Source organism: Blastococcus sp. OS1-29 (genome assembly GCF_057628075.1).
Map to the genome: position 1 here is coordinate 270,090 of NZ_JBXXJK010000008.1, position 12,711 is coordinate 282,800.

The following is a 12,711-nucleotide window of genomic DNA, read 5'->3' on the forward strand; positions in this document are numbered from 1 at the left end:
GCGCCATGAGCCTGCACCCCCTCGTCCGCGACGACTTCTCGGCGCCGTTCTTCGACGCCGCCGCCCGCGGGGAGCTGCTGTTGCGTTTCTCGCCCAGCAGCGGCGAGTGGTCCGAACCGGCGGCGCTGGTCTGCTCGGCCACCCAGGCCGACGACCTGGAGTGGCGCCCCGCGGCCGGTCGCGGGCGGATCGTCAGCTGGACGGTGAAGCCAGGCCGCGCGAAGGACGACAAGCCCGCCGTCGACACGGTCATCGCGATCGTGGAGACCGAGGAAGGGCCCTGGCTGACCCTGCAGTTCCCGGACACCGACGGCGCCGCACTGAGGAGGGACGCCCCGGTGCGGATCGACTTCGTCCAGCCCGAGGGCGGCGAGTCGGTGCCGATCGGTCGCCTCGCCGCCTGACCCGCGGTCGCCGACCGCACGACGAGGGCGCCGACCCCACGCTGCCGCGTGTGGTCGGCGCTCTTTCGGCGCGGTCGGGGTCGGTCAGCTACCCGTCCAGTTGGGGGTGCGCTTCTCGACGAACGCGAGGGCACCCTCCTTGGCGTCGGCGGAGTTGCGGATCGGGTCGACGAACTCCTGCTGGCGGTCGAACTTCTCCTCCAGCGGCCAGTCGACCGAGCGGACGAGCACCTGCTTGGACGCCGCGAGCGCGAGCGGGGCGTTGGCCGCGATCTCGTCGGCCAGCTCCAGCGCACCGGCCAGCGCGCCGCCGGCCTCGGTGAGTCGGCTGACCAGGTGGGCGTCGGCGGCCTCGGTCGCCGGCCACATGCGCCCGGTCAGGACCAGCTCCATCGCCAGGTGGTACGGGATGCGGTGCTGCAGCCGCAGCAGGCCGCCGGCCGCCGCGGTCAGGCCGCGCTTGACCTCGGGCAGGCCGAACTTCGCCGCGTCCGACGCGACCACGAGGTCGCAGGACAGCACGATCTCGAAGCCGCCGGCCAGCGCGAACCCCTCGACCGCGGCGATCAGCGGCTTGCGGGGCGGCCGCTGCACGAGCCCGGCGAACCCGCGCCCCTCGACGACGGGACGCTCGCCGCGGGCGAAGCCCTTGAGGTCCATGCCCGCGCAGAACGTTCCGCCGGCCCCGGTGATCACCGCGACGCTCAGGTCGGCGCGGGAGTCGAACGTCTCGAGCGCCTCGGCGATCTGGTGCGCCATCGCCGTCGACATGGCGTTCCTCGCGTCGGGCCGGTTCATGGTCAGCACTAGGACCCGGCCACGCTCCTCGACGAGAAGGTCGGACTGCTCGGGCGCGCTCTGATCGCTCATGGACTCTCCTCGATCGGTCTGTGGTGTGATAATGCTTATCCTGGTTTTGCGTTGTCAACCGGCCACACGCGGCCGTCCGGAGGTGGCGCGGTGCGCATCGTCGTGGTGGGGGCGTCGCTGGCCGGCATCCGCACCGTCCAGGGCCTGCGCCGGAAGGGGAGCACTGCGGAGATCGTCCTGATCGGCGACGAGCCCGGCAGCGCCGACGGCCTCGCCGCCGACCGGCCGCCGCTGTCCAAGGCGTTCCTCGGGGACCCCACCGTCGCGGCGCCGCCGCTGGTCGCGGCCGACGAGCTCATCGGCCTCGGCGTCCGGCTGGTGCACGGCCGGGCCACCGACCTCGACCTGGACGCCCGCCGCGTCGCGCTGCACGGTGGCGGGCAGGAGCCGTTCGACGAGCTGGTCGTCGCCACCGGATCCACCCCGCGCACGGTGCCGGGGCTCGAGCCGCGGCCCGGCGTGTGCGCACTGCGCAGCGCCGCCGACGCCGACGCCATCCGGGCGGCCTGCGCTGAGGGTGCCCGCGTCGTCGTGGTGGGCGGAGGGTTCATCGGCGCGGAGGTCGCCTGGACGTTGCACGCGCGCGGGCTGCGGGTCACCGTCGTCGAGCCGCTGCCGACGCTGATGGTCCGCGGGCTCGGGCCGGAGATCGGCGCCGCATTCACGCGCCGCCACGCCGCCGCGGGCATCGACCTGCGCATGGGGGCCGGGGTGGCGGCCATCGAGGGCGCCGACCGGGTCGAGGCCGTGCGGCTGACCGACGGTGAGCGGGTGTCGGCGGACGTCGTCGTCCTCGGGCTCGGCACCGTGCCGGAGACCTCCTGGCTGGTCGACTCCGGGCTGGACCTGCGCGACGGCGTGGTCTGCGACGAGCAGCTCGCCGCCGTGGGTGCCGTCGGCGTGCGCGCCGTCGGGGACGTCGCCCGGTGGCGCCACCCCAGGTACGGCGAGGACGTCCGCGTCGAGCACTGGACGAACGCCGTCGAGACCGCCGGTGTCGTCGCCGCCAACGTCACCGGGACGCCGACAGTGCACGACGCCGTCCCCTACGTGTGGACCGAGCAGCTCGGCGGCCGGCTGCAGGTCACCGGCAGGGTGCGGCCGCAGGACGAGCTCCGCGTGGTGCACGGCGACCTGGACGGCGAGTTCGTGGCGGTGACCGGCGCGGACGGTCTGCTGCAGTCGGTGGTCGGCTTCGGCGCCGTCAGGCCGATGATGCGGTACCGGAAGCTGCTCGCTGCCGGGGCCGGCTGGGACGAGGCTGTCGCGCAGGTCGAGGTGCCATGACCCGTCCGCAGGATGCCGGGAGCATCGCACACGCGGCGCCGGCGCGGAGCCCCCATCCGGACTACCGCTTCTCGCTGGCGAACGAGCGCACCCTGCTCGCCTGGATCCGGACCGCCCTGGCCCTTGTGGTCGGCGCACTGGCCGTCGTCCAGTTCGTGCCGGAGGTGGGTGTCCCCGGAGGAGCGACGGTCATCGCGTTCGGGATGGTCATGCTGGCGATCGCCATGGCCGTGGGCGGCTACCGGAAGTACGGCCTCAACGAGCGGGCGATCGCTGAGGACGTCCCGTTGCCGGCCGGCCGGCTGCTGCTCGCGATCGTCTCCGTGGTCGTCGTCCTCGCCGTCGTCGTGGGAGTGCTGTTCCTGCTCGGTGAGATGGGCCGATGAACCAGGAGGTGTCCGTCGGCGTGCGCGCCGAGACGCAACCTGAGCGGACGAAGCTGGCCTGGCAGCGTACGGCGGTCAGCTTCCTGGCGGTCGCGGGACTGCTCGCGCACGCGGCGGCGGTCGAGCACCGACGGGTTCCCGCTCTGCTGGCTGCGGCACTGGTCGGGCTCTCGCTCGCCGTCGGAGGAGCCGTCGCTCCCCGGCGCTACCTGCAGGTGCTCCGCGCCGTCGAGGAGGGGGCCGACGTGCGGGCCCCCCGCAGAGCGGCCGCCCTGACGATCGCTGTGGTGGTGGTCGCCGCGGCCGCCCTGGTCGAGGTGCTGGTGGCCGCAGGTACTGCTGCCGATTGATCAGTCGCTCGAACACTGACAACGATGCCCATGTCCTGATGCCGGTCGCCGATCGGAGTGCTCCATGACTGCGTTCGCCGAGTCGGAGCCGTGGGGGCCGGAGCGGCCGACGCACCCGGAGTGCGCCCCGAACGTCGTCATCGTCCTCGTCGACGACATGGGCCTCTCCGACATCGGCTGCTAAGGAGCCGAGATCTCCACCCCGAATCCCGGCTTCCGCTGCATCCGGCGGGCTGGTTGACCGGCCGGAGTATTCCGGCATAACATGCGCATGGATCGGGACGCTGACCTGGCGCCCCTGACGCTGGGAGGCCCCGTGGTCGAACGCACCGTCGAGCAGCGCGGGCGCGTGGTGATCCGGTTCGCCGGTGACTCCGGGGACGGCATGCAGCTGACCGGCGACCGGTTCACCGCTGAGGCCGCCGCGTTCGGCAACGACCTGGCGACCTTCCCGAGCTTCCCGGCCGAGATCCGGGCGCCGCACGGGACGCTCGCCGGGGTCTCGAGCTTCCAGCTGCACTTCGCCGACTACGACATCCTCACCCCGGGCGACCGCCCCGACGTGCTGGTGGCGATGAACCCGGCGGCGCTGCGGGCCAACGTCCGCGACCTGCCGGCCGGTGGGGTGCTGATCGTGGACACCGACGAGTTCACGCCGCGGAACCTGGCGAAGGTCGGCTACGCCGCCGACCCACTCGAGGACGGCTCGCTCGACCCGTACACGGTGCACCGCGTGCAGATGACCGCGCTCACCACGGCCGCGCTCGCCCCGCTGGGCATCGGCAAGAAGGAGGCCGAGCGCAGCAAGAACATGTTCGCGCTGGGTCTGCTGGCGTGGATGTACTCGCGCCCGACCGAGGGCACCGAGCGCTGGCTCCGCGAGAAGTTCGCCCGCCAGCCGCAGATCGCCGAGGCCAACGTGCTGGCCTTCCGCACCGGCCACGCCTACGGGGAGACGACCGAGTCGTTCGCGGTCACCTACGAGGTGGCGCCCGCCGTGCTGCCCGACGGCACCTACCGGCAGATCACCGGCAACACCGCGCTGGCCTACGGCATCGTCGCGGCCGGCCGGCGGTTCGGGCTGCCCGTGTTCCTCGGCAGCTACCCGATCACCCCGGCGTCGGACATCCTGCACGAGCTCGCCAAGCTCAAGCGGTTCGGCGTGACGACCTTCCAGGCCGAGGACGAGATCGCCGGGATCGGCTCGGCGCTGGGCGCCGCCTACGGCGGCGCGCTGGGGGTCACCACCACCTCCGGTCCCGGCATCTCGCTGAAGAGCGAGGCGCTCGGGCTCGCCGTCATGACCGAGCTGCCGCTGCTGGTCATCGACGTGCAGCGCGGTGGCCCGTCGACCGGGTTGCCCACCAAGACCGAGCAGTCGGACCTGCTGCAGGCGATGTTCGGCCGCAACGGCGAGGCGCCGCTGCCGGTCGTCGCGCCGTCCTCGCCGTCGGACGCCTTCGACGTCGTGGTCGACGCCGTCCGCATCGCCGTCACCTACCGGACCCCGGTCCTGGTGCTCTCCGACGGCGCGATCGCAAACGGCTCGGAGCCGTGGCGGCTGCCGGAGGCGGCCGACCTGCTGGAGACCCCGGTGTCGTTCACCACCGACCCGAACGGCCCGGACGGCGCGTTCCTGCCCTACGCCCGCGACGAGCAGACCCTCGCCCGGCCGTGGGCGGTGCCGGGCACGCCGGGGCTGGAGCACCGGATCGGCGGGCTGGAGAAGGCCGACGGAACCGGCAACATCTCCTACGACCCGGCGAACCACGACCTGATGGTGCGGCTGCGCCAGGCCAAGATCGACGGCGTCGACGTGCCCGACCTGACCGTCGAGGACACGGACGGGAACGCCGACGTGCTGGTGCTCGGCTGGGGGTCGACCTTCGGCCCGATCGGCGCGGCGGTGCGCCGGCTGCGCGCGGCCGGGCACAGGGTGGCCCAGGCGCACCTCCGCCACCTGAACCCGATGCCGGCGAACACCGCCGACGTGCTGCGCAGCTACCGGACGGTCGTCGTCCCGGAGATGAACCTCGGCCAGCTGGCCTTCCTGCTGCAAGGCCGGTTCTGCGTGCCGGTCACGTCGATCACCAAGGTCGCCGGCATGCCGTTCGGCGCTGAGGAACTCGCCGAGCTCATCGCCTCTCACGTGACCGAGAAGATCGAGGTGCCGGCATGACGACGATCGACCTGGGGCTGCCGGTGCTCGGCGGGCTGGACCGCGTGCCCACCGCCGAGGACGTGCAGAAGGCCAAGGACTTCGCCAGCGATCAGGAGGTCCGCTGGTGCCCCGGCTGCGGCGACTACGCCGTCCTGGCTGCCGTCCGGTCGTTCGTCCCGACCCTGAACATCAAGCGCGAGAACACCGTCTTCATCTCCGGCATCGGCTGCTCGTCGCGCTTCCCGTACTACCTCGACACCTACGGCATGCACTCGATCCACGGCCGGGCGCCGGCGATCGCCACCGGCCTGGCCACCGCTCGGCCGGACCTGTCGGTGTTCGTCGTGACCGGGGACGGCGACGCGCTGTCGATCGGCGGCAACCACCTGATCCACGCCCTGCGGCGCAACGTGAACCTGACGATCCTGCTGTTCAACAACCGCATCTACGGGCTGACCAAGGGCCAGTACTCGCCCACCTCGGAGGTCGGGAAGGTCACCAAGTCGACCCCGATGGGCTCGCTGGACCACCCGTTCAACCCGGTGTCGCTGGCCCTGGGAGCGGAGGCGACGTTCGTCGGGCGGGCGATGGACTCCGACCGCAAGGGCCTCACCGCGGTGCTCGAGGCGGCCGCCCGGCACCGGGGCGCCAGCCTGGTGGAGATCTACCAGGACTGCCCGATCTTCAACGACGGCTCCTTCGACGTGCTGCGCCGTCCGGACGACTCCGAGTCCCGGGTCATCACGGTGACCCCCGGGCAGCCGATCACCTTCGGCACCGACGGCCGCTGGGCGGTCGTGCGGCGGGGCTTCGGCCTCGGCGTCGCCCCCACCGCCGAGGTCGCACCCGAGGACGTCGTGGTGCACGACCCGAGCGATCTCGAGCTGGCCTTCGCGCTCTCCCGGCTGTCCGACCAGGGCCTGGACAACGCGGTGTTCGGCGTGCTCCGGCAGGTCGCCCGGCCGACCTACGACGACCTCGCCCGCGTCCAGGTGCAGGAGGCGGTGGACGGCGGCGGCGCCGACCTGCTCGGCCTGCTGCACGGGCGCGACACCTGGACGGTCCGCAACGGGGCCGTGCTCGATCTTCCGGCCTCTGGAGGCACCTCCGCATGAGCGACACCATCTCCGTCCTGGGCGGCACGGGCGCCCTCGGCCGCGCCCTGGCCCTCCGGCTGGCCCGCGCCGGCCACCCCGTCGTCGTGGGGTCCCGCGACGCCGAGCGCGCGCGGACGACCGCCGACGACCTGCGCGGGCTGATGGCCGAGGCGGGCAGCGAGGCGCGGATCGACGGCGCCGGCAACGAGGAGGCGGCCGCGGCCGGCGAGATCGTGCTGCTCGCGACGCCGTGGGACGAGAGCGGGGAGAGCATCGCCGCTCTGGCCGACGTCCTCGCCGGCCGGCTCGTCGTCTCCTGCATCAACCCGCTGGGCTTCGACGCGCAGGGCCCGCACGGTCTCGCCGTCACCGACGGCAGCGCCGCCGAGCAGGCCGCGAAGCTGCTGCCGGCCAGCTCGGTCACCGCAGCGTTCCACCACCTGTCGGCCCCCAGCCTCGCCGACCTGGACAAGGACCTGTCCGGCGAGGACGTCCTCGTCTGCGGGGACGACGCGGCGGCGCGGGCCCGGGTGGTGGCGCTCGCCGCCGCCGTCACCGGCCGGCCGGGCGTCGACGTCGGTGCGCTGCGCCAGGCCCGGGTGCTGGAACCGTTCACCGCCGTCCTCATCGCGGTCAACAAGAAGTACAAGACGCGGGCCGGCGTACTGCTCACCCATGTCGACGTCACGCGTGGGGCGGTCTGAAGGGCCGGTACGCCGACCTGTACAACCGACCTGACGCACGGCCATACCGACGTGGGAGTCGCTACATGAGCAGCAATTCGTTGACCCTGGCGCCCGCGCCACGATCGGAGGCCGCCGAGCGCGTGCGGCTGGAGGTTCGGGAGTTCCTGGCCGCCGAGCGCGCCGCTGGCAGCTTCAGCACGCACGTCGACACCTGGCTGTCCGGCGTCGACCCGGCCTTCTCCAAGAAGCTGGGTGAGCGGGGCTGGCTCGGCATGACCTGGCCGAAGCAGTACGGCGGGCACGAGCGCTCGGCGATGGAGCGCTACGCCGTCACCGAGGAGTTGCTCGCCGCAGGTGCGCCGGTGGCCGCGCACTGGATCGCCGACCGCCAGTCCGGCCCGAACCTGCTGAAGTTCGGCACCGAGAAGCAGCGGCAGGAGATCCTGCCGCGCATCGCCTCCGGTGACTGCTTCTTCGTCATCGGGATGAGTGAGCCCGACTCCGGCTCCGACCTGGCCTCCATCCGCACGAAGGCCACGCGCAACGCCGACGGCGACTGGGTGGTCAACGGCGCGAAGGTCTGGACGTCGAACGCCCACCACTCGCACTACGGGATCGTGCTGGTGCGCACCGCGCCGGTGGACACGGCCGACCGGCACGCCGGCATGTCTCAGCTGCTGGTCGACCTGTCGCTGCCCGGCATCACGATCAACCCGATCCGCATCCTCGACGGCGGCCACCACTTCAACGAGGTGGTGTTCGACGACGTCGTCGTCCCCGGCGACATGCTGCTCGGCGAAGAGGGCAACGGCTGGCACCAGGTGACCGCCGAACTCGCCTTCGAGCGGTCCGGTCCGGAGCGCTTCCTGTCGACATATCCCCTTGTCGCCGAGTTCGCTCGTCGAGTTGCCGACAGCGGTGACCCGGCGGCGGTTGCCGCACTGGGTCGGATCTCGGCCCGCCTCCTGGCGCTGCGCCAGATGTCGCTGCGGATCGCTGCGGCGCTCGACCGGGGGGAGCTGCCGAACATCCCGGCGGCGCTGGTCAAGGACGTGGGGACGACGTTCGAGGGGGACGTGATCGAGGAGATCCGGAAGGTGGTCGACGTGACGCCGTCGCTGGACTCACCCGATCCTCTGGGCAGAGCGCTCGCCGAGGCGCAGCTGCACGCGCCGGGCTACACGCTGCGCGGCGGCACCAACGAGATCCTGCGCGGGATCGTGGCGCGCGGACTGGGCCTCCGATGAGCGACCAGGACCTCGTGGTCGGGACCGTCCGGGACATCCTCTCCGGCTACCCGCCGTTCGTCCTGGCGCCGGAACGGCCCTGGGACGACGGCCTCTGGGGCGCCCTGGCCGATGCCGGGCTGACCGGCGTCGGGCTGCCCGAGGAGGTCGGCGGCTCCGGCGGCGAGCTCGCCGATGCGGTGGCCATCGTGCGGACCCTCGCGGCCGGTGCCGCGGCGGTGCCGGTGGCCGAGCAGCTGCTCGTCGCCGGCCCCGCGGTCGTGGCGGCCGACCTGGATCTCCCGCCGGTCGACGAGCCGCTCACCTTCGCGCTCGGCCCCGCGGTCACGGCGCACGCCTCCGACGACGGCGACGGCCCCGGCCGGTTCACCCTCAGCGGCACCGTCGCCGACGTCGCGTGGAGCGGCGCCGCGAAGCGCCTCGCCGTCCTCGCCGCCGGCGCGGCCGGGCCGGTGCTGGCGCTCGCCGACGTGTCGGCCATCGAGGCGACGTCCGCGGTCAACCTCGCCGGCGAGCCCCGCGGCTCGCTGGTGCTCGACGACGTCCCGGCCTCCGGCGCGCTGCTGACCTCGGCGCAGGTCGAGGAGCTGAAGGCCCGCTACGCGCTGGCCCGCGCGGTGCAGCTCGCCGCCGCGCTCGAGCAGGTGCTGGCCTGGACCGTGCAGTACGCCGGCGAGCGGCAGCAGTTCGGCCGGCCCCTGGGCAAGTTCCAGGCCATCCAGATGGAGCTGGCCGAGATGGCCGGCGAGGTCACCGCCGTGACCGCGCTGACCGACGCCGCCGTCCAGGTGCTGGGCCGCGGCGACGACGTGGTGCTCGCCGCCGCGGCCGCCAAGGTGCGCGCCGGTACGGCGGTGGAGGTGGTCGCCCGGCTGGCCCACCAGGTGCACGGGGCACTCGGGTTCACCCAGGAGCACAAGCTGCACCACCTCACCCGCCGGCTCTGGTCGTGGCGGGACGAGGCCGGCAGCGAGCTGCACTGGGCCCGCGTCCTCGGCGCCGGCCTGCTGGCCGAGGGCCCCGAGCTGTGGCCGGCCCTGACCCGCGCGCTGTGACCGAGGAAGGGAGAGGCATGACCAAGGACGACCTCGAGGAGATCAGGCAGCGGCTGCGCCGCCTGGAGCAGATCGAGCAGGCCCGGAACTTCCTGCACACCTACGCGCAGACCCAGGACGACCCCGACCCCCAGCGGGCCGCGGCGCTGTTCCGGGAGGACGGCACGCTGACGACCTCGTTCGGTGTCGTGGCCGGCCGGGAAGCGATCGCCGAGTTCTACACCGGGGCGTTCGCCCGGGACACCACGCAGAAGCGGCACTACATCGTCAACGAGCACACGACGTGGCTCGAGGACGGGCTGGTGCGGATCCGGTCGTACTTCCTGTTCGTCGGCCGCGGCGAGGACAGCTCGCGGATCGGCTGGGGCCAGTACGACGACACGATCGACGTCTCCGGCGAGCGGCCATGCTTCGCCACCAAGGCCATCGACCTGGAGATGCGCACTGAGCTGTCCGACGGCTGGCCCCTGGACGCCGCATGACCGGCCGCTTCGACGGCCGCGTCGTGGTGGTCACCGGCGGTTCCAGCGGCATCGGCGCGGCCACCGTCCGCCGGTTCGTCGCCGAGGGCGCGCGGGTGGCGATCGCCGACGTCCAGGACGAGCCGGGCAGGGCGCTGGCCGCCGAACTGGGGGAGCGGGCGGAGTACGTCCGCACCGACGTCTCCCAGGAGGCAGACATCGAGGCCCTGGTGGACGGCGTCGTCGCCCGGCACGGGCAGCTCGACGTCTTCTTCGCCAACGCCGGCGTGTTCGGGGCGGTCGGCTCGATCGCGGAGACCCGGGCCTCCGACGTCGACCTGACGATCGCGATCAACCTGCGCGGCGTCCTGCTCTGCCTCAAGCACGCGGCACGCGTCATGCTGCCCCGGGGGAGCGGCTCGATCATCGCGACCTCGAGCCCCGGCGGAATCATCGGCGGCGTCGGCCCGCACACCTACAGCGCGACCAAGGCCGGCGTCATCGGGCTGGTCCGGTCGGTGGCCGCCGAGCTCCGCCGCTCGGGCATCCGGGTGAACACCGTCGTCCCCGGGGCCGTCGTCTCGGCTATGACCGCCGAGGTGGTCGCCGGTGACGCCGCCGACCTCGGCAGGACGGCGGAGGCGATGGCGAAGAACGCCGTCATGGGCCGTCCCGGGATGCCCGAGGACCTCGCCGGCGCGGTGGCGTTTCTGGCCGGCGACGACGCCGGCTTCGTCACGGGCACCGAGCTGCTGGTCGACGGGGGCTACACGCACGCCTGGGGTCCCGCGCCGTTCAGCCGCGGCTCCTTCTCCGGCTCGGGCGCCCTGCTCGAGGCCGGCCGCCGCACCGATCCGCACTGATCCCTATCGCAGGAGGAACCACGACGATGTTGGGCGACAAGACGGTGCTGGTCACCGGGGCCGCGCGGGGCATGGGCCGCGAGATCGCCATCGAGGCCGCGCGACAGGGCTCGGCGCATGTCGCGGTCACTGACGTCGACAAGGCCGGGCTGGACGAGACCGCGGACCTGGTGCGCGCCGCGGGCGCCGACGTGCACGTCGCCGTCGCTGACCTGCGCCGCTCCGAGGAGATCCGCACCGCGGTGGACAGCACCGTCGCGTGGGCCGGTGGGCTGGAGACACTGGTCAACAATGCCGGGGTGATGGAGCACTTCTTCACCGACCCGGCGAACGTGACTCTCGAGGGGCTGCCGGAGGACGTCTGGGAGACCGTCTTCGACATCAACGTCAAGGCGATCTGGCTGGCCACCAAGTTCGCCGCGCCGGCGCTTCGGGCCTCGACCCGCGGCCCGTCGGTCATCAACGCCTCGTCCGTCGCCGGGCTCACCGGCTACCGGTCGCCGGCCTACACCGCCAGCAAGGGCGCGGTCGTCCAGCTCACCCGCTCGATGGCGATCGAGCTCGCGCCCGACGTGCGGGTCAACTGCTACGCCCCGGGCTCCATCAAGACGCCGATGAGCGACGCGCACCTGGCGGCCGGCGCCGACCCGGTCGCCACCGAGCGGGCCATGAGCGGCACCCACCTCATTCCGCGCCGCGGCGAGGTGCGCGAGATCGCGCAGGCGGTCTGTTTCCTCGCCAGTGACGCGGCGTCCTTCCTGACCGGCGTGATCCTTCCGGTCGACGGCGGAACGACGGCCTGGCGCGGCGTCCGCGACTGAGCTGTCCCGCGGCGCCTCCCGCCCGGATCAGGTCGGGGCTCAGCGGGGGATGATCAGCGACTTCCCGGTGGTGCGGCGGCCCTCGAGGTCCGCGTGCGCTCGCGCCGCCTCGGCGAGCGGGTAGCGGGCCCCGATCCGCACGTTCAGCGAGCCGTCAGCGACCCGGCCGAACACGTCCGCGGCCCGCTCGAGCAGCTCGGCGCGGTCGGCGATGTAGGCCGCGATCGAGGGCCGGGTGAGGAAGAGCGAGCCGCCGTGGGCCAGCCGCATCGGGTCGAACGGCTCCACCGCCCCACTGGACGCACCGAACAGCACGAGCATCCCGCGCCGTCGCAGGGAGGCCAGGCTCGCATCGAAGGTCGCCCGGCCCACGCCGTCGTAGACGACGCGCACGCCGCGCCCATCGGTGAGGCGCCGCACGCCGTCGAGGACGTCCTCGCGGTCGTATCGGATGACCTCGGCGGCGCCGGCGGCACGGGCCAGTTCGGCCTTCTCGTCGGTGGACACGGTGGCCAGCACTCGCGCGCCCCGGCGGGCGGCCAGCTGGGTCAGCAGCAGCCCGACACCTCCGGCCGCCGCGTGCACGAGGATGTCGTCGCCGTCGCCCACGGGGCAGGTGCTGGTGCACAGGAACTGGGCCATGATGCCCTGCAGCAGGACGGCGGCCGCCTGCTCCGTGGTCACCCCGTCCGGGACCGGCACCGCGCGTTCGGCGGGCACGACGGCGGAGGTGCTGTAGCCCGTGCCGTTCACCATCGCCCAGGCCACCCGGTCGCCGACCCGGAGGTCGTCCACGCCGTCGCCGACCGCCGCCACCGTTCCCGCGCCCTCGCATCCGGCGACGAACGGCGTCTCCATCGGGTACCGGCCCTCCCGCTGGTACACGTCGATGAAGTTCACCCCGGCCGCCTCGACCTCGACGAGCAGCTCGCCCGGGCCGGGGGAGGGAGTGGGCAGCTCCCGCACCTCGAGGACCTCCGGCCCGCCGCTTCTCCCGACCACCACCGCCTGCACGTCGTCCTC

General features: G+C 73.2%; 14 protein-coding genes. 12 read left to right on the plus strand and 2 right to left on the minus strand.

Going from position 1 to position 12,711, the window contains the following annotated elements:
• The first annotated feature begins 5 nt into the window (after window positions 1–5).
• Entirely contained in the window at window positions 6–404 is a 399-nt protein-coding gene (locus tag AC2H4J_RS20715; protein ID WP_487466801.1) for a Zn-ribbon domain-containing OB-fold protein, read from the plus strand.
• 84 nt (window positions 405–488) lie between these two features.
• Here the strand turns inward: AC2H4J_RS20715 and AC2H4J_RS20720 are convergent, their stop codons facing one another.
• Window positions 489–1,274, minus strand: a complete 786-nt coding sequence (locus tag AC2H4J_RS20720; RefSeq protein WP_487466802.1) for a crotonase/enoyl-CoA hydratase family protein — start codon at window positions 1,272–1,274, stop codon at window positions 489–491.
• Between the two features lie 90 nt (window positions 1,275–1,364).
• Here AC2H4J_RS20720 and AC2H4J_RS20725 point away from each other — a divergent pair, with 90 nt between their 5' ends.
• From AC2H4J_RS20725 to AC2H4J_RS20775, 11 genes are all read left to right on the plus strand, one after another.
• Window positions 1,365–2,561 carry an NAD(P)/FAD-dependent oxidoreductase gene (locus tag AC2H4J_RS20725; RefSeq protein WP_487466803.1) on the plus strand — a complete coding sequence of 399 codons (1,197 nt, stop codon included), beginning with the start codon at window positions 1,365–1,367 and terminating at the stop codon, window positions 2,559–2,561.
• Window positions 2,558–2,947: a YidH family protein gene (locus AC2H4J_RS20730; RefSeq protein ID WP_487466804.1), complete on the plus strand. Its 390-nt coding sequence runs from the start codon at window positions 2,558–2,560 to the stop codon at window positions 2,945–2,947. The genes AC2H4J_RS20725 and AC2H4J_RS20730 overlap by 4 nt, the downstream gene beginning before the upstream one ends.
• A complete protein-coding gene (locus tag AC2H4J_RS20735; RefSeq protein ID WP_487466805.1) occupies window positions 2,944–3,297 on the plus strand; it encodes a DUF202 domain-containing protein in 354 nt (117 codons plus the stop codon). The genes AC2H4J_RS20730 and AC2H4J_RS20735 overlap by 4 nt, the downstream gene beginning before the upstream one ends.
• Window positions 3,298–3,613: 316 nt before the next feature.
• Window positions 3,614–5,476 carry a 2-oxoacid:acceptor oxidoreductase subunit alpha gene (locus AC2H4J_RS20740; RefSeq protein WP_487466806.1) on the plus strand — a complete coding sequence of 621 codons (1,863 nt, stop codon included), beginning with the start codon at window positions 3,614–3,616 and terminating at the stop codon, window positions 5,474–5,476.
• Entirely contained in the window at window positions 5,473–6,573 is a 1,101-nt protein-coding gene (locus AC2H4J_RS20745; RefSeq protein WP_487466807.1) for a 2-oxoacid:ferredoxin oxidoreductase subunit beta, read from the plus strand. The genes AC2H4J_RS20740 and AC2H4J_RS20745 overlap by 4 nt, the downstream gene beginning before the upstream one ends.
• Window positions 6,570–7,259: an NADPH-dependent F420 reductase gene (gene npdG / locus AC2H4J_RS20750; protein WP_487466808.1), complete on the plus strand. Its 690-nt coding sequence runs from the start codon at window positions 6,570–6,572 to the stop codon at window positions 7,257–7,259. The genes AC2H4J_RS20745 and npdG overlap by 4 nt, the downstream gene beginning before the upstream one ends.
• A 65-nt stretch (window positions 7,260–7,324) precedes the next feature.
• On the plus strand, window positions 7,325–8,488 hold the full coding sequence (locus AC2H4J_RS20755; protein WP_487466809.1) for an acyl-CoA dehydrogenase family protein: 1,164 nt from the start codon (window positions 7,325–7,327) through the stop codon (window positions 8,486–8,488).
• Window positions 8,485–9,543 carry an acyl-CoA dehydrogenase family protein gene (locus AC2H4J_RS20760; protein ID WP_487466810.1) on the plus strand — a complete coding sequence of 353 codons (1,059 nt, stop codon included), beginning with the start codon at window positions 8,485–8,487 and terminating at the stop codon, window positions 9,541–9,543. The genes AC2H4J_RS20755 and AC2H4J_RS20760 overlap by 4 nt, the downstream gene beginning before the upstream one ends.
• A gap of 17 nt (window positions 9,544–9,560) precedes the next feature.
• Window positions 9,561–10,025 (plus strand): SgcJ/EcaC family oxidoreductase, encoded by a 465-nt coding sequence (locus tag AC2H4J_RS20765; protein WP_487466811.1) that lies wholly within the window; start codon window positions 9,561–9,563, stop codon window positions 10,023–10,025.
• Complete coding sequence (locus AC2H4J_RS20770) at window positions 10,022–10,867, plus strand: SDR family NAD(P)-dependent oxidoreductase (RefSeq protein ID WP_487466812.1); 846 nt, start codon at window positions 10,022–10,024, stop codon at window positions 10,865–10,867. Before AC2H4J_RS20765 ends, AC2H4J_RS20770 begins: the two co-directional genes overlap by 4 nt.
• A gap of 26 nt (window positions 10,868–10,893) precedes the next feature.
• The gene (locus AC2H4J_RS20775) at window positions 10,894–11,688 is read left to right on the plus strand and encodes an SDR family NAD(P)-dependent oxidoreductase (RefSeq protein WP_487466813.1); all 795 of its coding nucleotides are present in this window, start codon (window positions 10,894–10,896) and stop codon (window positions 11,686–11,688) included.
• Window positions 11,689–11,727: 39 nt separating this feature from the next.
• On the opposite strand, the gene AC2H4J_RS20780 is transcribed toward AC2H4J_RS20775, so the two are convergent.
• Window positions 11,728–12,702, minus strand: a complete 975-nt coding sequence (locus AC2H4J_RS20780) for a quinone oxidoreductase family protein (protein WP_487466814.1) — start codon at window positions 12,700–12,702, stop codon at window positions 11,728–11,730.
• Window positions 12,703–12,711 lie beyond the last annotated feature (9 nt).

What these genes read in the sequence shown, in the direction of transcription:
- AC2H4J_RS20715 (WP_487466801.1), top strand. Translation starts at nt 6, where the DNA reads ATGAGCCTGCACCCCCTCGTCCGCGACGACTTCTCGGCGCCGTTCTTC.
- AC2H4J_RS20720 (WP_487466802.1), bottom strand. Translation starts at nt 1,274, where the DNA reads ATGAGCGATCAGAGCGCGCCCGAGCAGTCCGACCTTCTCGTCGAGGAG.
- AC2H4J_RS20730 (WP_487466804.1), top strand. Translation starts at nt 2,558, where the DNA reads ATGACCCGTCCGCAGGATGCCGGGAGCATCGCACACGCGGCGCCGGCG.
- AC2H4J_RS20735 (WP_487466805.1), top strand. Translation starts at nt 2,944, where the DNA reads ATGAACCAGGAGGTGTCCGTCGGCGTGCGCGCCGAGACGCAACCTGAG.
- AC2H4J_RS20745 (WP_487466807.1), top strand. Translation starts at nt 5,473, where the DNA reads ATGACGACGATCGACCTGGGGCTGCCGGTGCTCGGCGGGCTGGACCGC.
- npdG (WP_487466808.1), top strand. Translation starts at nt 6,570, where the DNA reads ATGAGCGACACCATCTCCGTCCTGGGCGGCACGGGCGCCCTCGGCCGC.
- AC2H4J_RS20755 (WP_487466809.1), top strand. Translation starts at nt 7,325, where the DNA reads ATGAGCAGCAATTCGTTGACCCTGGCGCCCGCGCCACGATCGGAGGCC.
- AC2H4J_RS20760 (WP_487466810.1), top strand. Translation starts at nt 8,485, where the DNA reads ATGAGCGACCAGGACCTCGTGGTCGGGACCGTCCGGGACATCCTCTCC.
- AC2H4J_RS20765 (WP_487466811.1), top strand. Translation starts at nt 9,561, where the DNA reads ATGACCAAGGACGACCTCGAGGAGATCAGGCAGCGGCTGCGCCGCCTG.
- AC2H4J_RS20770 (WP_487466812.1), top strand. Translation starts at nt 10,022, where the DNA reads ATGACCGGCCGCTTCGACGGCCGCGTCGTGGTGGTCACCGGCGGTTCC.
- AC2H4J_RS20775 (WP_487466813.1), top strand. Translation starts at nt 10,894, where the DNA reads ATGTTGGGCGACAAGACGGTGCTGGTCACCGGGGCCGCGCGGGGCATG.